The 17,091-nt window shown below is 68.0% G+C and carries 23 protein-coding genes; 11 read left to right on the forward strand and 12 right to left on the reverse strand.

The window, feature by feature from the left end; all coding sequences use genetic code 11:
* Nucleotides 1-35: 35 nt before the first annotated feature.
* Nucleotides 36-629, forward strand: coding sequence for a DinB family protein (locus tag EV193_RS25890; protein ID WP_130347393.1), 594 nt, complete (start codon nucleotides 36-38; stop codon nucleotides 627-629).
* Here the strand turns inward: EV193_RS25890 and EV193_RS25895 are convergent.
* The gene (locus tag EV193_RS25895; protein WP_130347395.1) at nucleotides 584-1,462 is read right to left on the reverse strand and encodes a phosphotransferase enzyme family protein; all 879 of its coding nucleotides are present in this window, start codon (nucleotides 1,460-1,462) and stop codon (nucleotides 584-586) included. The two genes, EV193_RS25890 and EV193_RS25895, sit on opposite strands and share 46 nt — an antisense overlap.
* A gap of 31 nt (nucleotides 1,463-1,493) precedes the next feature.
* The gene (locus EV193_RS25900) at nucleotides 1,494-2,063 is read right to left on the reverse strand and encodes a TetR/AcrR family transcriptional regulator (RefSeq protein WP_207222803.1); all 570 of its coding nucleotides are present in this window, start codon (nucleotides 2,061-2,063) and stop codon (nucleotides 1,494-1,496) included.
* Nucleotides 2,064-2,122: 59 nt separating this feature from the next.
* On the opposite strand from EV193_RS25900, the gene EV193_RS25905 reads away from it, so the two are divergent.
* Complete coding sequence (locus tag EV193_RS25905; protein ID WP_130347397.1) at nucleotides 2,123-3,289, forward strand: FAD-dependent monooxygenase; 1,167 nt, start codon at nucleotides 2,123-2,125, stop codon at nucleotides 3,287-3,289.
* Here EV193_RS25905 and EV193_RS25910 read toward each other — a convergent pair.
* On the reverse strand, nucleotides 3,276-3,806 hold the full coding sequence (locus EV193_RS25910) for a hypothetical protein (protein ID WP_130347399.1): 531 nt from the start codon (nucleotides 3,804-3,806) through the stop codon (nucleotides 3,276-3,278). The genes EV193_RS25905 and EV193_RS25910 overlap by 14 nt on opposite strands.
* A gap of 195 nt (nucleotides 3,807-4,001) precedes the next feature.
* Here EV193_RS25910 and ctaD point away from each other — a divergent pair, with 195 nt between their 5' ends.
* Together ctaD and serB are read left to right on the forward strand one after the other, a co-directional pair.
* Nucleotides 4,002-5,786 carry an aa3-type cytochrome oxidase subunit I gene (gene ctaD, locus EV193_RS25915; RefSeq protein WP_130347401.1) on the forward strand — a complete coding sequence of 595 codons (1,785 nt, stop codon included), beginning with the start codon at nucleotides 4,002-4,004 and terminating at the stop codon, nucleotides 5,784-5,786.
* A gap of 10 nt (nucleotides 5,787-5,796) precedes the next feature.
* Nucleotides 5,797-7,023, forward strand: a complete 1,227-nt coding sequence (serB, locus tag EV193_RS25920; RefSeq protein WP_130347403.1) for a phosphoserine phosphatase SerB — start codon at nucleotides 5,797-5,799, stop codon at nucleotides 7,021-7,023.
* Here serB and EV193_RS25925 read toward each other — a convergent pair.
* A complete protein-coding gene (locus EV193_RS25925; protein WP_130347405.1) occupies nucleotides 7,010-7,966 on the reverse strand; it encodes a pentapeptide repeat-containing protein in 957 nt (318 codons plus the stop codon). The genes serB and EV193_RS25925 overlap by 14 nt on opposite strands.
* Nucleotides 7,967-8,057: 91 nt before the next feature.
* Between EV193_RS25925 and EV193_RS25930 the strand changes: the two genes are divergently transcribed.
* From EV193_RS25930 to EV193_RS25945, 4 genes are all read left to right on the forward strand, one after another.
* A complete protein-coding gene (locus EV193_RS25930; protein WP_130347407.1) occupies nucleotides 8,058-8,375 on the forward strand; it encodes a type VII secretion target in 318 nt (105 codons plus the stop codon).
* A 12-nt stretch (nucleotides 8,376-8,387) separates the two neighbouring features.
* The gene (locus EV193_RS25935) at nucleotides 8,388-9,500 is read left to right on the forward strand and encodes a polymorphic toxin type 44 domain-containing protein (RefSeq protein ID WP_165401505.1); all 1,113 of its coding nucleotides are present in this window, start codon (nucleotides 8,388-8,390) and stop codon (nucleotides 9,498-9,500) included.
* A gap of 313 nt (nucleotides 9,501-9,813) precedes the next feature.
* A complete protein-coding gene (locus EV193_RS25940) occupies nucleotides 9,814-10,200 on the forward strand; it encodes a hypothetical protein (RefSeq protein ID WP_130347411.1) in 387 nt (128 codons plus the stop codon).
* A gap of 93 nt (nucleotides 10,201-10,293) precedes the next feature.
* A complete protein-coding gene (locus EV193_RS25945) occupies nucleotides 10,294-11,067 on the forward strand; it encodes a peptidyl-tRNA hydrolase (RefSeq protein ID WP_130347413.1) in 774 nt (257 codons plus the stop codon).
* 95 nt (nucleotides 11,068-11,162) lie between these two features.
* On the opposite strand, the gene EV193_RS25950 is transcribed toward EV193_RS25945, so the two are convergent.
* A complete protein-coding gene (locus EV193_RS25950; protein ID WP_130347415.1) occupies nucleotides 11,163-11,369 on the reverse strand; it encodes a dodecin family protein in 207 nt (68 codons plus the stop codon).
* 85 nt (nucleotides 11,370-11,454) lie between these two features.
* Complete coding sequence (locus tag EV193_RS25955; RefSeq protein ID WP_242613671.1) at nucleotides 11,455-11,748, reverse strand: HC3 family zinc finger protein; 294 nt, start codon at nucleotides 11,746-11,748, stop codon at nucleotides 11,455-11,457.
* 310 nt (nucleotides 11,749-12,058) lie between these two features.
* On the opposite strand from EV193_RS25955, the gene EV193_RS25960 reads away from it, so the two are divergent.
* Complete coding sequence (locus tag EV193_RS25960) at nucleotides 12,059-12,919, forward strand: helix-turn-helix domain-containing protein (RefSeq protein ID WP_165401506.1); 861 nt, start codon at nucleotides 12,059-12,061, stop codon at nucleotides 12,917-12,919.
* A 16-nt stretch (nucleotides 12,920-12,935) separates the two neighbouring features.
* A complete protein-coding gene (locus EV193_RS25965; RefSeq protein WP_130347419.1) occupies nucleotides 12,936-13,133 on the forward strand; it encodes a DUF397 domain-containing protein in 198 nt (65 codons plus the stop codon).
* Nucleotides 13,134-13,165: 32 nt separating this feature from the next.
* Here EV193_RS25965 and EV193_RS25970 read toward each other — a convergent pair whose 3' ends face one another.
* The 5 genes from EV193_RS25970 to EV193_RS25990 all read right to left on the reverse strand — a co-directional run bounded on the left by EV193_RS25970 (nucleotide 13,166) and on the right by EV193_RS25990 (nucleotide 15,729).
* On the reverse strand, nucleotides 13,166-13,669 hold the full coding sequence (locus tag EV193_RS25970) for a hypothetical protein (protein WP_130347421.1): 504 nt from the start codon (nucleotides 13,667-13,669) through the stop codon (nucleotides 13,166-13,168).
* Nucleotides 13,670-13,683: 14 nt separating this feature from the next.
* Entirely contained in the window at nucleotides 13,684-14,280 is a 597-nt protein-coding gene (locus EV193_RS25975; RefSeq protein ID WP_130347423.1) for an SAM-dependent methyltransferase, read from the reverse strand.
* A gap of 17 nt (nucleotides 14,281-14,297) precedes the next feature.
* On the reverse strand, nucleotides 14,298-14,702 hold the full coding sequence (locus tag EV193_RS25980) for a hypothetical protein (protein WP_130347425.1): 405 nt from the start codon (nucleotides 14,700-14,702) through the stop codon (nucleotides 14,298-14,300).
* Nucleotides 14,695-15,075, reverse strand: coding sequence for a hypothetical protein (locus EV193_RS25985; RefSeq protein ID WP_130347427.1), 381 nt, complete (start codon nucleotides 15,073-15,075; stop codon nucleotides 14,695-14,697). The genes EV193_RS25980 and EV193_RS25985 overlap by 8 nt, the downstream gene beginning before the upstream one ends.
* 108 nt (nucleotides 15,076-15,183) lie before the next feature.
* A complete protein-coding gene (locus tag EV193_RS25990; protein WP_130347429.1) occupies nucleotides 15,184-15,729 on the reverse strand; it encodes a TetR/AcrR family transcriptional regulator in 546 nt (181 codons plus the stop codon).
* Between the two features lie 85 nt (nucleotides 15,730-15,814).
* On the opposite strand from EV193_RS25990, the gene EV193_RS25995 reads away from it, so the two are divergent.
* The gene (locus EV193_RS25995) at nucleotides 15,815-16,750 is read left to right on the forward strand and encodes an NADP-dependent oxidoreductase (protein WP_130347431.1); all 936 of its coding nucleotides are present in this window, start codon (nucleotides 15,815-15,817) and stop codon (nucleotides 16,748-16,750) included.
* Nucleotides 16,751-16,754: 4 nt separating this feature from the next.
* On the opposite strand, the gene EV193_RS26000 is transcribed toward EV193_RS25995, so the two are convergent.
* A complete protein-coding gene (locus tag EV193_RS26000) occupies nucleotides 16,755-17,084 on the reverse strand; it encodes a hypothetical protein (RefSeq protein WP_242613672.1) in 330 nt (109 codons plus the stop codon).
* Between the last annotated feature and the right edge of the window lie 7 nt (nucleotides 17,085-17,091).

Here is a 17,091-nt window from a genome sequence, read left to right on the forward strand (position 1 = left end):
ACTCACCTCAGGCGTGAGATGGGAGGCTGATCGGCATGAGCACCTGGGACCCGAAGGCCGACCTGCACCTCTACCTGCGCAGTGCGCGCGAGGCGTTGCTGTGGAAGCTGGACGGACTGTCGGAGTACGACATCCGCCGGCCGCTCACCCCGACGGGCACCAACCTGCTCGGGTTGATCAAGCACGTCGCCACCGTCGAGTTCGGCTACTTCGGTGACACCTTCGCCCGCCCGCACGGCGAGCCGCTCCCGTGGATCAAGGACGACGCCGAGGTCAACGCCGACATGTGGGCCACTCCCGACCAGTCACGCGAGGACATCGTCGCGCTGTACCACCGCGCGTGGGCGCACTCCGACGCCACGATCACCGAACTTGACCTGGACTCGCCGGGCACCGTCCCGTGGTGGCCGAAGGATCGCGCGCCGGTCACGCTGCACCGCATTCTCGTGCACGTCATCGCCGAGACACACCGGCACGCCGGCCACGCCGACATCGTGCGCGAGCTGATCGACGGCACGGTCGGGGTGCGCCAGGACAACGACAACATGAACATGGCACCCGGCGACCAGGCGTGGTGGGCGACCTACCGGGAGCGCCTGGAGCGCGCCGCCCGCGAGGCCGAGCGCTGATCCAGCCACGACGCCAGGTGCGCCTCGGCCTCGGCGCGCCGGTGCGGGAACCGGTCCGCGAAGACCAGCCGCCACAGCACGCCGAACAGCCGGCGCAGCGCGAGGCACGCGTCCAGCGCCTCGGCGTCGGGCGGTGACGGCAACGCCTCCAGCGCCGCCCACCCGTCCAGCCGCCGCGTGTTCGCCAGACACGCGTGGTCCCATGCCGCCGGCCCGCGCCAAGTGTCCTCGAAGTCGTTCCACAGCAAGCCTTTCCGGCTCGCGATCAGGTTCCCGGGATGCGCGTCGCCGTGCAGCGGCTGGACCGGGACGCCGGCCAGCGCGCCGCGCAGCCGGTCGGCCTCGGCGCGGAACAGCTCGGCCTGTTCACCGGTGATCGCACCGGACGCGGCAAGGAACACGACGCTCTGCTCGGTGTCGTCGAACGGCCCGCCGGACGGCAGTTCGCCGGGGTAGGAGCGCAGCGCCGCGTGCAACTCGCCGAGCATCGCGCCGACGGTGGCCGGCGACGGCGTGACGTCGTCGTGCTCCACGTAGGTGAAGAAGCTGATCGCGAACCCGTCCCGCTCGTGCGGCCCTGGCGGCAGGTCCGCAGACGGTGTCACCACCGGAACCCCTTGCGCGGCAAGGAATTCGGCCAGCGCGATGTCGCGGCCGAGCCACGCGGCCACGCCCGGCCGGATCAGCGCGGTCAACGTGGCCACCCGTGCGACCACCGGCGCCGGTCGCAAGTGGACGATCACGTTGGCGCCGTCGGACAGCACCTCCGGCTCGCCGGCGCGCACACCGAGTGAGCGCGCCAGGCCGATCGCCGCGTCCACCGCCGAACTCATGCCGGCGATCGTGTCACGCGTGTCGAATCGATTACCCGGTGAGCACTCCCAGCAGGTCGCGCACGGCGGCGGCGAGGCGGTCCCGGTCCAATGTCCCGCCGCCCGCGCCGGCCACCTCGTCGAACATCAGCCCGTCGAGGTAGGCGACCAGATCCCGCCCCCGGCGCTCGGCGTCCGGCGTGCCGATCGCGACGAGTTGCTCGGTGGCCAGCTCGCGGAACACCGCGCCGGTGCGCCGCAGGTGCTCGCGCAGGGCCGGCCGCCGGGTCGCTTCCAGCGACAGCTCGTAGCGCGCGAGCAGCGCGGCGCGCCCCTCGGTCACCATCGCGCTCACCCAGGTGGTGATCATGTCCGCCAGACCGTCGAGTGTGGTCGCCGGCCGCGGCAGCGCGCCCATCCGGCTCAAGGTCAGGTCCGACAGTCGCGCGACCGTGGCTTCGAGCAGTGCCTCACGGGTACGGAAGTAGTACGACGTCGAGCCTTCCGCGACCCCCGCCGCGCGATCGACGGCGCGGTGGGTCAGGCCGCGCATGCCCAGTTCGGCGAGCGTGGCGATGGCCGCGTCGGTCAACTCGGTGCGACGGTCGGTGGTGGCTGTCACGGTGTCTCCCTGTCTACTACGTGTGTAGAGTACCTACTACAGATGTAGAGGAGGCGGTCATGAGGGCGATCGTGGTGGGCGGCGGCATCGGCGGACTCGCGACAGCTGCGGCGCTGGTGCGCGGCGGATGGGACGTCGAGGTGCTCGAACGGGCCGACCGGTTCGAGCTGGTCGGCTCCGGAATCTCCTTGTGGGCCAACGGTTTCACCGCGCTGGACGTACTCGGGATCGGTGACCGGCTGCGCGCCGCCGGCAGGTTCGACGGGCCGGCCGGTCTGCGTGATCACCGTGGCCGCTGGCTGCTGCGCGCCTCGGACACGATGCGGGCGCGCACCAAGGACCTGGTCGGCGTCGTGCACCGGGCCGAACTGCTCGACGCGCTGCTGAGCGTCGTCCCGCGAGAGTGTCTGCGGTCCGGCGCGGACGTGCGGGCCGTTCGACAGGACGGCCGTCACGTCATCGTGGAACACACCGGCGGAACCTCCCAGGCTGACGTCGTGATCGGCGCGGACGGCTTGCACAGCGCGGTGCGCGCCGCCGTCTGGCCGGACGCGCCGAAGCCCCGCTACACCGGGCAGACCGCGTGGCGGTTCGTACTGCCCCGGCCGAGCGGAGTGGCCGACGAGGGCGGCGAGATCTGGTGCCGCGACGGCGTGTTCGGCTTCTTCCCGATGACCGGCGACCGGATCTACGCCTACACCACCGCGAACACCCCGGCCGGCGGTGACCGGGACGCCGACCAACTCGCGCGCTGGCGGGAGCACTGTGTCGGCTGGCCGGAACCGGCCGGCACGCTGCTGGCCACCGCGCGCGAACAGGACGTGCTGCGGCACGACCTCCACTACCTGCCGGCGCTGCGCACCTACGTCGACGGGCGGGTCGCGCTGCTCGGCGACGCGGCGCACGCGATGCCGCCGTACCTCGGCCAGGGCGGCAATCAGGCGCTGGAGGACGCGGTGACGCTGGCCGCGTTGCTGGCCGGCGTGCTGGTCGACGGTGTGCCCGGCGCACTGCGCGAGTACGACCGGATCCGCCGTCCGCGCGCCCAGGCGATCGCCCGGCAGTCGATCGGTGTCGGGCGGCTCAACCACCTGCGCAATCCGGTCGCGACCCGCGTGCGGAACGCGTTGATCAGGCGCGTGCCGGAATCGCTTGCCACCCGGTCCTACGCCTCGGTGGTCTCCTGGCGACCCCCGGCCGCCGCCGCGAACCTCAGCGCGCCGTGAAGTCCTGGAACGCCCTCACCACGGCGCGCATCCCGGCCGAGGTGATCTCCGACGGCCATGAGCTGAGCACGATCCACGAGCCGTCGGTGAACCGCACCTCGATCCGGTTGCGGGCGATCAGCGCGCGGGGCTTGCGGCGCACCGAGGACACCGCCTCGCGCGGCACCTCGTACGCGATTCCGAGCTGGGTCGCGCGCAGTAGGCCGGCCGTGTTCCGCAGCCACAGCAACCGCTGGTCGCTGACCGCGAGATACCCCTCGAACAGGCCGCAGACCGCCCGCGCGACCGTGCCGTGGCCCGCGTCGAGCACTCGCCCGCCGAACAGCCGTCTGATCCAGGTGTCCGGCATGTCCAGCGCGCCCTCGATCCGGTCCAGCGCGCCACCGCGCGGGCCGGGCGGCTGTGGTGCGGCGCCGAAAGCCAGCGTGGCCGAGGCCATGGCCAGCAGCCGTTCTCCCGGTCGCAGCAGTGCGGCGGCCTGCGGTGACAGCTCTTCGTACTCGTCGAAAGTCCCCACGAGTGCCGATGTCTACCCCGTTCGCTGTGACCTGGGCAACTGCCGGCGTAGGGTCCCGACTGGACTGGCGCGTCGGTATCCGGCCCAGCGATGTCGGCTGGGGGAGTCCGAGCTACGATCCACATCGAGCCGCTGCCCGACTGTTCCCCGGGCGCGGTGAGCGTGACCCGAACTGACTGGTAGCAGGAGGCAGGAGTGACGGCCGTAGCCCCCAAACCGATCGCCACGAGGCCGTATCCGGCCCGTGAGACGGTCAAGGGTTCGTACCTGCTGCGGTTGTTCCGCACGACGGACCACAAGCAGATCGGGATCATGTACCTGGTCACGTCGTTCGCGTTCTTCATGATCGGCGGCGCGATGGCGATGCTCATCCGCACCGAGCTGGCGCGACCGGGTCAGGACATGCTCTCCCAGGAGCAGTACAACCAGCTGTTCACCATGCACGGCACGGTGATGCTGCTGCTCTACGCGACGCCGATCCTGTTCGGCTTCGCGAACTTCATCCTGCCGCTGCAGATCGGCTCGCCGGACGTGGCGTTCCCGAGGCTGAACGCGTTCTCGTACTGGCTGTACCTGTTCGGCGGCATCATCGTGATCTCCGGGTTCCTCACCCCGGGCGGCGCCGCCGACTTCGGCTGGTTCGCCTACACGCCGCTGTCCGACAAGATCCACTCGCCCGGTGTGGGCGCCGACCTGTGGATCACGGGCCTCGCGGTGTCCGGTCTCGGCACGATCCTCGGCGCGGTCAACATGCTGACCACGGTGATCTGCCTGCGCGCCCCCGGCATGACGATGTTCCGGATGCCGATCTTCACCTGGAACATCATGATCACCAGCCTGCTGGTGCTGCTGGCGTTCCCGATCCTGACCGCCGCGCTGTTCGGCCTGCTCGCCGACCGCCACCTCGGCGCGCACGTGTTCGATCCCGCGACCGGCGGCGTGATCCTCTGGCAACATCTGTTCTGGTTCTTCGGCCATCCAGAGGTCTATATCGTCGCTCTACCATTCTTCGGAATCGTGAGCGAGATCTTCCCGGTATTCAGCCGCAAGCCGTTGTTCGGCTACAAGGGCCTGGTGCTCGCGACGCTCGGTATCGCCGCGCTGTCGATGACCGTGTGGGCGCACCACATGTACGCCACCGGTGCGGTGTTGCTGCCGTTCTTCTCGTTCATGACGTTCCTGATCGCGGTGCCGACCGGTGTGAAGTTCTTCAACTGGATCGGCACGATGTGGAAGGGGCAGCTCACCTTCGAGACGCCGATGATGTTCAGCGTCGGCTTCCTGGTGACGTTCCTTTTCGGTGGTCTGACCGGTGTTCTGCTCGCCGCCCCGGCGATCGACTTCCACGTGTCGGACACGTACTTCGTGGTCGCGCACTTCCACTACGTGCTGTACGGCACGATCGTGTTCGCGACATTCGCCGGCATCTATTTCTGGTTCCCGAAGATCACCGGCCGAATGCTCGACGAGCCACTCGGCAAGCTGCATTTCTGGCTGACCTTCATCGGATTTCACGGCACGTTCCTGGTCCAGCACTGGCTGGGCAACGAGGGCATGCCGCGCCGGTACGCCGACTATCTCGCCTCCGACGGGTTCACCACGTTGAACATGATTTCGACGGTGGGCGCGTACATTCTCGGCGCGTCGACGCTGCCGTTCATCTGGAACGTGTTCAAGAGCTACCGGTACGGCGAGATCGTCACGGTGGACGACCCGTGGGGCTACGGCCGCTCGCTGGAGTGGGCCACGTCCTGCCCGCCGCCGAGGCACAACTTCACCGAGCTGCCGCGCATCCGGTCGGAGTCGCCGGCGTTCGACCTGCACTACCCGCACGTCGTGGAGAGGTTCCACCACGACAAGTACGTCGGGCCGGGGGCGGGCAAGCACGCGCCGGCTCCCGCGCCGTCCGAGGTGGCGGTGGCGGTCGCCGAGAAGGAGCCACCTGGCGACTCGGCCGCCGCCGACCCGAAGGACAACTGACGCCGCTGTGATGGCTGACGCGCGGAGTACGCCCGTCCTGATCACGGTCACCGGTCCGGACAAGCCCGGCGTCTCGTCGGTGCTGTTCGCCGTGCTGACCAGGCACAGCGTGGACGTCCTCGACGTCGAGCAGGTGGTGATCCGCGGGCAGCTCGTGCTCGGGGTGCTTGTCGCCACCGCCGAGGATCCCGAGGAGCTGCAGGAGGCCGTCGAGCAGGCGATGGCGACGGTGTCCATGCGGGTCGAGGTCGAGGTCGGCGCCGATCCGCTGTCGTCGGCCAGGGTCGGCTCGTCGCACGTGCTCGTGGTGCTCGGCCGGCCGGTCACCGCGCGTGCGTTCACCGAGGTCGCGCGCGGGCTGGCCGCGCAGGGCGTGAACATCGACGCCATCCGGCGGATCGCCGACTACCCGGTGACCGGGCTCGAGCTGCACGTGTCGGTCGCCCAGGACACGCCGGAGGCGGACGCGGCACTGCGGTCCGCCGTGGTCGAGTTGGCCTCGCGGGTCGAGCTGGACATCGCGGTGGAGCGCGAGGGTTTGAGCCGGCGCGCCAAGAGGCTGATCGTGTTCGACGTCGATTCCACGCTCGTGCAGGGCGAGGTGATCGAGATGCTTGCCGCGAAGGCCGGCTGCGAGGACGAGGTGCGCGCGGTGACCGAGCGCGCGATGCGCGGAGAGCTGGACTTCACCGAGTCGCTGCGCCAGCGGGTCGCGCCGCTGGCCGGGCTGCCGGAGTCGGTGCTGGACGAGGTGGCCGAGGCGATCGAGCTGATGCCGGGCGCGCGCACGACGGTGCGGACGCTCAAGCGCCTCGGGTTCCGGTGCGGGGTGGTGTCCGGCGGGTTCACCCGGGTGATCGCCAAACTGGTGGACGATCTCGGGCTGGACTTCGCCGCGGCCAACGAGCTGGAGGTCGTCGACGGCAAGCTGACCGGGCGGGTGACTGGTGAAGTCGTTGACCGGCAAGGGAAAGCGGTCGCGCTGCGATCGTTCGCCGACGAGTTCGGCGTGTCACTGGCGCAGTGCGTGGCGGTCGGCGACGGCGCGAACGACATCGACATGCTCTCGGCCGCCGGGCTGGGCGTGGCGTTCAACGCGAAGCCGGCGCTGCGCGAAGTGGCCGACACCGCGCTGTCGCACCCATACCTGGACGCTGTGCTGTTCTTGTTGGGCGTAACCCGTGCCGAGGTGGAAGCCGCCGACGCCGCCGACGGCCTGGACCTCACCCGTCCTTGAGCCAATGCACAGCGTCATCGAGGCCTTGCGGTGATATAGCGAACCTGGTGTTCTTGAACGACCTGATTTTCCCTTGACCGGTGAACTGGGTACCAACGAAGAATGCTCCCCGCGCGAAGATGGCGTCCTTGAATGACGTGTTATTACCGAAGGTGGCCGACGTGAAGTAAGCGTGCGCTTCGAAGGTCGCGTCTTCGAACCATGCTGAATACGCGAACATCGCGCTATGGAACGACGCGTTGCCGGTGAACGTGGTCTGCTCGAACGCCGCCGCCTCGGCGAAGGTGGCATGGCTGCACTGCACCGTACCCACCCGTGCGCCCTTGAGTGCGAAGCTGGTCAGGACGGCGCCGGTCAGGTCGAGGTCTAGGGTGCCCCAGTAGTTCGCCTCGTCGGGGCGCAGGTGCGTGACGAGGATTCGCTGTGCGGTGACGCGGACTTCTCGCTCTTGCCGCTGCTCGTCGGGTGCGTTCTCGCCGGGAATTGCGAAAGGCATGCGGAGATAGGCGCAGATGACGTTGACGATTGTTTGCCGTTGATCCGGATTGTTCTGTGCGAGGCGTTCCAAGGCGTAGAGCCCGCCGAGGCGGACGGGCGCTTTGTCCGAGCCGAGTTGTTCGACGGCAGCCGTGTACAGCTCGGTGATTCGGCGTTGTTCGGCATCGACCTCCGTGTTCAACGCCGTTCGTTCCTGGAGCCGCAAACCGATTTCTGTCGAGTGCTGTCGCCGCCAGGCCAGGTACAGCGCGATGACCCCGCCGCCTCCGACGGCGATGCTGAGCCCGATCTTGAGCGCGTCGAACCGGGCGGTCACCAGTGCCTGGCCGGACAGCCCGCTGGTGCCGGCCCACCACAGCACGACGATGACGATCGCGCTCAGCAGTGCCACGCCGCCGAACAACAGAGCCATCGTGCGCCAGGACAGTGGCCTCTGCGTGTTCACGATGATCAGGGTGTGCCGTATGGAACCCGAGGCGTGAACCGATCGTCTCAAACGCAAAGATGACCATTGCGTTTGGTGGGGTGGTTTGAAGATGGGGAACATCGACGTCGATCCGGCGGCGCTGCGGCGGGCGGCCGGTGCGGCGAAGGGGCTCGGCCAGAAGCTCAGTACCGACGGGCGGATCGTGGACAACCCGAACAACCAGGCCGCTGGTGCGCTCAGCGCGCAGAGCTACCAGCTCGGCAAGGCGCTCAAGAACGCGGCCGACACGTGGTACCAGCAGGTCAGCACGCTGTCCGAGGGCTGCGCGAAGCTCGAGCAGGGCCTGCGTGGCTGCGCGGACGATCACCAGCGTATCGACGGAAGAGTCGCGCAGCGTTTGAATCAGATCGCCAAGGGCTTCAGCTGACAGGAGACGATGATGCTCAGCTACAAGAGTGTGTACAACGCCCCGGTCGACCAGCTCAAGGCGGCCGTGGACAAGTGGAACGAGATGGTCGGCAAGCTCAAGGGGCTCGGCCCTGACCTGCGCTCCGACGTGAAGGCGCCGCTGTCCGGGTGGGCCGGCAAGGACGCGACGGCCGCGCGCACGTTCATGGACAAGGCCGGCAAGGAGTTCGACGACGTGGTCAAGGAGGCGACCGGCGTCCGGGATTTGCTGAACGAAACCCAGACGCGGCTTCGTGAGGCGCGTGACGAGATCCGCAGGCTCGGCGATCAGGAGATCCCGTCCAAGGGGCTCAAGATCGACGATGAAGGCAAGGTGGTGTCACTCCACCCAAGTCGGTTCGCGCCCGGCGCGAGTATCAACGAGGAGCTCAAGAAGTCCAAACAGCTTGCAGCCGCCTACCAACTGCGGGTCGACCGGTTGCGCGTGAAGGCGACCGAGGTGGACAAGACCGCGGCGTGGGAGTTGCACGTCAGTCTGAACGGCAAGAACGGCGACTTCACCGGCCTGAAGCACAACGGCCTTGGTGCGGCGTGGAAGGCGGGTAGCGAGAACAACTTCGCCGCGTTGCAGAACTTCATGTTCAACGAGATGAAGGGCAATCTCAACACCAAGGAGTTCGCGGAGCTGCGGAAGCTGTTCGCCAGCGACAATCCTTTTGATCGGGCCAAGGGTTACAAGATGTGGTACGACCTGGTGCACAACAACAGCGTGTGGGATCACAAGGAAGAACTGCAGAAGATGCTCGGCATCGACACCAAGTCGGAGCTGTATCAGAAGATTCCCGGGCAGAACAAGCAGGCCTTCTATGACATCTGGTCGAATCTGCACTACGGCTACGTCGGCGCCGGTGCCGGAATCCCGCCGGACCGACTGGAGCAGGGCGCGACGCTGGACAAGCAGATTCCGGGCGCGGAAAAGTTCGTCGGCAAGAGCGATGTCGGTGACGAGATCACCGTGCGCAAGGGGATCGAGTTGTACCAGAAGTACGGCCCGAACATGACTCAGCAGCAGTTCCAGTCCGAGGTGAACAAGATGCTGCAGGACATGGAGCGACGCGGCGCCCCGCAGATCAAGCCGGGGTGACATGATCGCGCACGATGAACGACGTGCTTGAACCGCTCGCCGCGCTGCGCATCGAGCGGGGCCGAGCCGCCGTATTAGGCCAAATTAGTGTGATCGACGCCTCTGCCTGATGGGCGGCAGTGCATTGACCCACTGTTGATCGACCCCCTACGGTCGCAAACCGTTGTCAAATTCCTGGGGTCGGGGACGGTCCTTCGCTTGGGTTGTATTTCATCGCGCGCGATTTGGAATATCTCTGCATCCCTGGGGCGCTAAGCTGCGCGACATTGGCGGCATCTATCAAGGAGCAAAGATCAGTCCCAGAGGAGGTGTGATGGAGATCGTCTTCGCGGTGGTCATGATAATCGTTGGAGTTGTCGGCACAGTACTCGGCCTGCGAATATTCTGGGAGATCGCACGACGTCGGCGCACTGGGGAGCGTGTCCTGGATGTTCCGGGGACGGCGATAATGCTTTATGCATTCCAGTATGTCGCTTCGATGACGATCTCGTCCATGTTTTCGGGAGTAGAGTCGCCACTCGCTCTCGACCTTTTGATCGGTACAGCATTGTTGCTGGGATTTGATTGCGCTGCCATTTTCGCGCTACTGGAGAGAAGGGGTAGTCAGCGAGTAAGCAAGTTTCTGCGCATCAAATGGCTGCTTCCGATAGTGCCGATCGGATCCGGAATGATTGCTGGGCTCTGGGGTCCTTTTGGCTGACGGCGAGAATGCTCCGCCGTGTGATGGGGGTGTCGCCGAACGACGCGGCACCCCCATCACGGCGGCAGTGACCGGGTGACATGATCGCGCACGATGAACGACGTGCTCGAACCGCTCGCCGCGCGGTACCTGACCTGGCTGGCCTTGCCGGCGTCGTCCACCGTGGACACGTCGGACGAGGACGCGGAACTGGTGCGCGCGATGCCGGTGGTGCTGCGCATCGAGCGGGCCGAGCCGCCGCCCCGCACGGCGTTGCTGGAGGCGGCGGCCACGGCCGCGGTGGCGGTGTGTCTCGATGAGCGGGCGGCGCCGGACGGGGAGTGGCACGACGCGGTGCGCGCCTGGATCGACGGCCGGATCAGGAAGGTGGCCCGCCGGGCACGCGGTGCGCATTGGCAAGCGGCGCAAGGGTTTCCCGGGCTGACCGTCCAGAGCGGAGCGGCTGAGGCTCGCGCGCTGGTGCCCGGGTTGGTCGCCGAGACACCGCGCGAGATCGCCCGGCTGCAGATCTCCGGCAGCGACCTGCCGCACGACGAGCCGGGGCCGCCGCCGGGCGCCGTGCCGGTGCTCTGGCTGAACCCGCACGTGGAGATGACCGTCGGCAAGGCGGCCGCGCAGGTCGGCCACGCCACGATGCTGCTCGCCGCGCTGCTGCACGGCGTGGACGACACGGCTGCGCTGGACGCGTGGGCGAGTGTGGACTACCGGTGCGCCGTCCGGGTGCCGACTCGTCCACAGTGGACCGATCTGCACCCGGCCGACGATCCGGAGGCGGCCTGGGCCGATCGGCGTGTCGTGGCCGTCCGGGACGCCGGGTTCACCGAGGTCGACCCGGGCACGATCACCGTCCTCGCCCAACTGCCCTGATTCGCGAGTCCCGCGCTGTGCACCGGTGAGTCCCGCGCCCTGCACGGTGCAGGGCGCGGGACTCGGGGTGTCTGAGCGCGGGACTCGCGGTTTGCTCAGGTGCCTTCGTACTTGAAGGAGACGCGGAGCTTGGTGCGGTAGGTGAGCTCGCCGCCCTCGTCGACCGCGATGTCCTGTTGCACCACCTCGGCGATGCGCAGGTCGCGCAGGCTCTCCGCCGCGGTTTTCAGTGCCGAGGACGCCGCGTCCTCCCACGATTCGCCGCTCGTCCCGATGATGTCGACCACCTTGTACACACTCACGAGTGCCTCCTTGCGCCCGATCTGGTGTGGGGCTTCTCCACCGTGGTGCGCCCGCGTCACTCTCGCAACTGCGGAAGGACCCTGATCAGGTGTTGCGGCGGGTCGGGTGGTTGCGGTCGATCGGGATGCCCTCAGCTTTGCGCCACTCGGCCTCGCACTCCCAGCAGGTCGGATGCGAGCCGCCGGGGACCTCGGTCAGCGCGGGAAAGTCCTCGACGGCGAGGGTGATCGTCCGTCCACACAGGACGTCCACGTCTTCGCCGGGGCGCGGCGGGAGCGGATAGTCAGCCTTGCGGATCGCGTGGTTGCGGTTGTCGGCGCGCTGCCAGACGAACAGGCGCTGGCGCCACGGCACGTCCGGGATGGGGTTGACCGGCATCGTGATCTCCTTCGTGCGATCCGCGGCGGGGGCCGGAGGAGTCGGGGAGGCGGGACTCCAGCCCCCGCCGCGGCCCGGGGGCGGGTGGCTGCGGAGCACTGCTCGACTGCGCCACCCGCCTGAACCGCCCGGCCGTGTTCGCGGTTGGCCGAGCGGAAGCCTTGGCGGGTAAGGGCTTCACTGTTCCTTGCGGATGAGACAACGGTCGCTCAACCACAGTGGATCGTCAAGTCGAACATCACGAAATCTTTCGTCATTCACCCGATCGTGCGAGCGACAGGGTTTCAGCGACCCGCGTAGGGTTCTCCGCATGACCGAATTTCGACCGGGTGTGCGCACCCGCCGCGTCGCACGTGAGCTGAGGAAATGGCGGGAGCGGATCGGGCTGCAGTCCAAGGAGGCAGCCGACCGGGCACGCTGGTCGGCGGCGAAGATGTCCAAGGTCGAGCACGCCTCGCAACCGATCGCCGGTACCGACGTGCTCGCGCTGGGCATCGTCTACGACATTCCGGAGAAGGAGCGCGATCGGCTCTACCGTGCGGCACTCACCGCAGGTGATCGCGGTTGGTGGCACGACTACGACACCGACGCGTTGGTGCCCGCCGTCCAGGACTTTGTGGAGTTGGAGTCCGAGGCGTCGATGCTGCGCACCTTCAAACCGGATCTTGTACCGGGGCTGCTGCAGACGGAGGCGTACCTGACCGCGCTGGTTCGTGCGATGGTGCCGAAGCCGTCGGAGGACGTGATCCGCCGCCGGATCGAGACCCGCAACGTACGCCAGGAACGCGTGTTGACCGAGCGTGCGATGAGGATCCATGCGGTGATCTGGGAGGCGGCGTTGCGGCAGAACGTCGGCGGCGAGACGGTGATGGAAGGCCAGTTGCGGCGGCTGCTCGATCTGCGCGAGCGGTCCAACATCACGATCCAGGTGCTTCCGCTCGGGTCAGGCGCCCACCCGGCGGCCGGTTCGTCGTTCCAGATGCTGTCGTTCGTGGAGGAGCATCTCGACGACGTCGTCTACATCGAGGACTTCACGCAGGGCTTCTATCTCGAGGAGCCCGAACAGGTCCGTGGCTATAGGCTCAACTTCGACAGGTTGCGGAAGACCGCACTCGATCCCGCGGAGTCGGCTGAGCTGGTCGCGCAGCTCGCCAGGGACCTGCGGAGGTAGTCGAAGGAAGTGGATCATGTCCGCTGTGGATCTCTCGGGCGCACGGTGGCGCCGGAGCAGTTTCAGTGACAACGGCGCGGGCAACTGCGTGGAGATCGCGTTCGTGACGGGGTCGTCCGCGATCCGCGATTCGAAGCAGCCGGCCGGCGGCACGGTGAGCGTCCCGCCGACCGCGTGGCACGCGTTCCGCGAGTACACCAAGTTCGGTGGGTAAGGCCGTACTTTAGCGGGCTAAAGTACGTTCCCTTACGCCCGAACGGGGGCTAGCGCTGTGTGCGTGATCGGCGTACTGGCGCGCACCTTGCCGCCGTTCCACAGTCCGCCGAACCCGTAGTGCACGCCTTCGAGCCGCACGCTCACGCCGTTCGGCTGCGGCTCGGGGTCGTTGTGCGCGGCGGGTGTCCAGGTGAGCTGGGTGAACGCGTGTTGCCCGTCGTCGTCGATCGGCACATCGGTGACCGGCGTCGAGGTGTCACGCTCCAGCGGGTGGTTGATCGGCTCGGACCCGCTGAGCAGCACGATCGCCTCGGCGTACCCGCGCAGCGTGCACCCCGTGGCACCCGGCTTCACCCCGACGTACAGCGGCGCGGTGAGCTTGCCGTCCGGCTTTTCCGTGGCGGGCAACAGGTTCAGCACCAACTCGGGGCCTTGGCAGTTCGCGGCGCGCGCGGGTGCGGCGCTTGCCGAGGTGGCGAGCACTCCGGCGGCCAGCGCGGTGGTCAGGGCGAGCACGGTGGCGATTCGGCGCATCGATTCCTCCGGTGTCAGACAGCGCGGGCGCGCACGAAGTTCTCCTCTTCGGTCCGTTCCGTCCCGACCTTTGCCTGGACCTGGACCAGCCGCAGCACCTCGAAGCCGGCGGCGGTCACGGTCTCGCCGAGCACCTCGGCCGGGTAGGCGCTCACCTTGACCTCCTGGCCGAGGAATTCGATCGGGAACAAGTCGAAGTCGGCCGGCACCATGCTGAGCAGCAACAGCTTCGGGCCGCGCAGCATCGAGGCGATCGTGGACAGCACCTGCGGGATCTCGTCACGGCCGAGCATCAGCAGCGAGAAGAACGCGACCGCGGCGTCGAACTCGCCGAGCCCGTCCAGCTCGCGGAAGTCCTTCTGGAGGTACTGCCCGCCGGGCGCCTGCTGTTCGGCGAGGTCGAGCATGACCCGCGACTCGTCCACGCCGACCACCTCCGCGCCGCCGTCGAGGAGCTGCTTCGCGGTGGGCAGCCCGGAGCCGCATCCGACGTCGAGCACGCGCGCGCCGGGCGGCAACTGCTCGATCAGCCAGGCGACCTCGTCCACCTGCGCGGGTCGGTCACCGTAGGACTCGTCGTAGGCCTTGCCGATCTGATCGAAAATCGCCATGCCGCCAGCATGCCCGATCAGCGCCGGTTCAGGTGGCGAATCCAGAGCAATCCGAGCACCGGTAGCACCAGCGGCACAAAACCGTAGCCCTTGCCGTACTCCGACCACACGGTCGCGTCCGGAAACGCTTGCGGCGCAAGGAGACTGGCGGTTCCGACGACCAGCACGCCGATCAGCTCGATCAGGCAGGACCCGGCCGCGATCAGGCGTGAACGGTCATCGCCCCTGGTCAGGAATACCGTCGCGACGATGTACATGATCGCGGCGAACGCGGACAGCAGGTAGGCAAGCGGCGCGTGCTCGAACTTGGTCACCAGTTGCACGCCGGAGCGCGCGGTGGCGGCCAGCGCGAAGATCGCGTAGACGGCGATCAGCAGTCGGCCGGGCCCGGACCGGGTGGCCTCGGCGGAGGTGTCAGGCATGGCCCGCCCAGAGCTGGTGCATCCGCACGATCAGCGCCGGAATCGACAGGCAGCCGATCATGAGCACGGCCGGGCCGTACCGGCTGCGTTCGGCCAGCGCCATGAATCCGGCGAACGGCACGATCAGCAGCGGCGCGATCAGATAGCCGACGAACGTGGCGCCGTGCAGCTCGCGGTCGGTGGCGATCAGGTTGACGATGCCGACGACGGCCTGCACGAGCAGCCCGACCATGAACACCGCGATCAGGTACATCAGCCAGAGCCCGAGCTTGTGGTCCGGGCGCACCGAGCGGTTGAGGAAGATCAGCACGAGCGCCCACACGGAGGCGAGCAGCGAGACGGTTATCAGCACCGCACTGATCGCGTTGACCACGCCGTGAGCTTAGGTGCTGTCCTGTGAGTCTCGGTCGATGGGCTTCGTGATCGAGATGGTTCCTGGCAAGGCGACCTCGGAGATCGCGGCCGAGCACCCCCGGCTGGGTTAGTGGGTCAGTCCGTCAAGTACGAGTGACACCAGGTGTGCGCGTCGCTCGGCGATCGACTCGGCCTGCTCGGTGATCCAGCCGACCGCGTTGATCAGTGCGAACAGGTCGAGTCCGTCCACATCGTTGCGCACATCGCCGGCCTGTTGCGCGCGTTGCAGCAGCCGGGTGCCGGCGTTGCGCATCGCTGCGCATGATGCGTGCAACGCCGAGGTCGGATCTTGCAACGTTGCGATCATCGACGCGTTGATGCCCCGATAGGGCGCGCCTCCCGCAACGAATTCGCCGACCCAGACGCGCAGCGCCTCGGCCGGCTCGCGGGAATCGGCCAGCGCGTCCGCACGCTCGGCGAGCCGGTCGAACCGGCGGCCGAGCAGCGCCTCGAGCAACGCGTCGCGGGTGGGGAAGTGGCGGTACAGCGTGCCCATGCCGACCTCGGCGCGGCGGGCGATGTCCCTCAGGGACGCCTGGGTGCCGTGCTCCTCGACGACCTCCTTGGCCACGTCGAGCAGCCGGTCGCGGTTGCGTTGCGCGTCGGCGCGCATGGCACCTCCTTGACAAGTGGAACGTCGCTCCGGTTATCTGTTACCGGAACGGTGCTCCGAATTCTACGACGACGGGAGTGTGATCATGCGAGCTGTTCGGCTGCATGCCTTCGGTGGCCCGGAAACCCTTGTGTACGAAGAGGTTCCGAAGCCAGCACCCGGGCAAGGCGAGGTGCTGGTCCAGGTGCGCGCCGTCGCGTTCAACCCGCTCGACGCCGGGTTCCGCGAAGGTTTCACGCAGGTCCCCGAGTCGCTCCGGCCGGTGATCGAGCTGCCCTACACGCCTGGGGTGGACGTCTCCGGCGAGATCGCGGCGCTCGGCGACGGCGTGACCGCGTGGCGGGTGGGCGACGACGTGCTCGGCATGGCGATGAAGGCGCGCGGATACGCCGAGTACGCGGTGCTTCCGGCGGCGGTGCTCGTCGGCAAGCCGGAGTCCGTCGATCACGTCCGGGCGGCCGCCGTCCCGCTGGTCGGGCTGACCGCGGTGCAGTATCTCGACCGGATCGACCCGGCCGCCGGCGCGCGGGTGCTGGTGAACGGCGCCGCCGGCGGGGTCGGGCACGTCACCGTGCAGTTGGCGAAATCGCGCGGCGCGCAGGTGATCGGGGTGGCGTCCGGGCGGCACGAGAACTTCCTGCGCGACCTGGGTGTGGACGAGTTCGTGGACTACACGACCACGGACGTCACCACGGTGTCCACTGTGGACCATGTGATCGACTGTGTCGGCGGGCCGGAGGGGTACCGATTCCTCGACGTGGTTCGGCGCGGCGGCACCATCAGCCCGGTGTACCTCGGGGACTACCGGCCGGATCACGCCGCCGAACTAGGCGTGCGGCTCGTGCCCGGGGAACGGGTCCGATCGGACAGTGGTCAGCTCGCCGAACTCGCGCGGCTGATGGCCGACGGGCGGCTGCGCGTCGCCGTGGACAGCGAGTTCCCGCTCCCCGACGCGGCCAAGGCGCACGAGCGGTACGCGCACGGACACCTGCGGGGCAAGATCGTGCTCAACGTCGGCTGAGTGGTCAGCCTTCTCGTTGCCAGCAGACGAAAAGCCCGTCGGCCGTGGTGGTCATCGCCTCGACGAACGCGTCGTTGTCGAACCCGGGCAGGGTCTGCAGCCGGGACATCAGCTTGTCCGCCGCCGGGTGACCGGCCGGCACCGCGCAGCCGCCACCGCCGGTGCGGATCAGCAGGAAGAACACGTCCTCGTCCCACGGGCCGTCCGGCGTGGTCCTGATCGCCACCTCGGCCAGCTCGTCCCAGGCCACCGACTCCTCGTTGCCGTCGGCCAGCGTCCGCTTGACGCCGACGTCGTCGACGATGATGTTGGCCTGGCCTCGCTGCTCTGGCACGCCACCT

The sequence above is a fragment of the Herbihabitans rhizosphaerae genome, assembly GCF_004216555.1.
In the GTDB taxonomy this organism is placed as follows: Bacteria; Actinomycetota; Actinomycetes; order Mycobacteriales; family Pseudonocardiaceae; genus Herbihabitans; species Herbihabitans rhizosphaerae.

Excerpts from the sequence above, each read along its gene's own strand:
- EV193_RS25895 (WP_130347395.1), bottom strand. The coding sequence starts at position 1,462 with ATGAGTTCGGCGGTGGACGCGGCGATCGGCCTGGCGCGCTCACTCGGT.
- serB (WP_130347403.1), top strand. The coding sequence starts at position 5,797 with ATGGCTGACGCGCGGAGTACGCCCGTCCTGATCACGGTCACCGGTCCG.
- EV193_RS25905 (WP_130347397.1), top strand. The coding sequence starts at position 2,123 with ATGAGGGCGATCGTGGTGGGCGGCGGCATCGGCGGACTCGCGACAGCT.
- EV193_RS25960 (WP_165401506.1), top strand. The coding sequence starts at position 12,059 with ATGACCGAATTTCGACCGGGTGTGCGCACCCGCCGCGTCGCACGTGAG.
- EV193_RS25975 (WP_130347423.1), bottom strand. The coding sequence starts at position 14,280 with ATGGCGATTTTCGATCAGATCGGCAAGGCCTACGACGAGTCCTACGGT.
- EV193_RS25980 (WP_130347425.1), bottom strand. The coding sequence starts at position 14,702 with ATGCCTGACACCTCCGCCGAGGCCACCCGGTCCGGGCCCGGCCGACTG.
- EV193_RS25890 (WP_130347393.1), top strand. The coding sequence starts at position 36 with ATGAGCACCTGGGACCCGAAGGCCGACCTGCACCTCTACCTGCGCAGT.
- EV193_RS25970 (WP_130347421.1), bottom strand. The coding sequence starts at position 13,669 with ATGCGCCGAATCGCCACCGTGCTCGCCCTGACCACCGCGCTGGCCGCC.
- EV193_RS25955 (WP_242613671.1), bottom strand. The coding sequence starts at position 11,748 with ATGCCGGTCAACCCCATCCCGGACGTGCCGTGGCGCCAGCGCCTGTTC.
- EV193_RS25930 (WP_130347407.1), top strand. The coding sequence starts at position 8,058 with ATGGGGAACATCGACGTCGATCCGGCGGCGCTGCGGCGGGCGGCCGGT.
- EV193_RS25990 (WP_130347429.1), bottom strand. The coding sequence starts at position 15,729 with ATGCGCGCCGACGCGCAACGCAACCGCGACCGGCTGCTCGACGTGGCC.
- EV193_RS25995 (WP_130347431.1), top strand. The coding sequence starts at position 15,815 with ATGCGAGCTGTTCGGCTGCATGCCTTCGGTGGCCCGGAAACCCTTGTG.
- EV193_RS25945 (WP_130347413.1), top strand. The coding sequence starts at position 10,294 with ATGAACGACGTGCTCGAACCGCTCGCCGCGCGGTACCTGACCTGGCTG.
- EV193_RS25965 (WP_130347419.1), top strand. The coding sequence starts at position 12,936 with ATGTCCGCTGTGGATCTCTCGGGCGCACGGTGGCGCCGGAGCAGTTTC.
- EV193_RS25940 (WP_130347411.1), top strand. The coding sequence starts at position 9,814 with ATGGAGATCGTCTTCGCGGTGGTCATGATAATCGTTGGAGTTGTCGGC.
- EV193_RS25935 (WP_165401505.1), top strand. The coding sequence starts at position 8,388 with ATGCTCAGCTACAAGAGTGTGTACAACGCCCCGGTCGACCAGCTCAAG.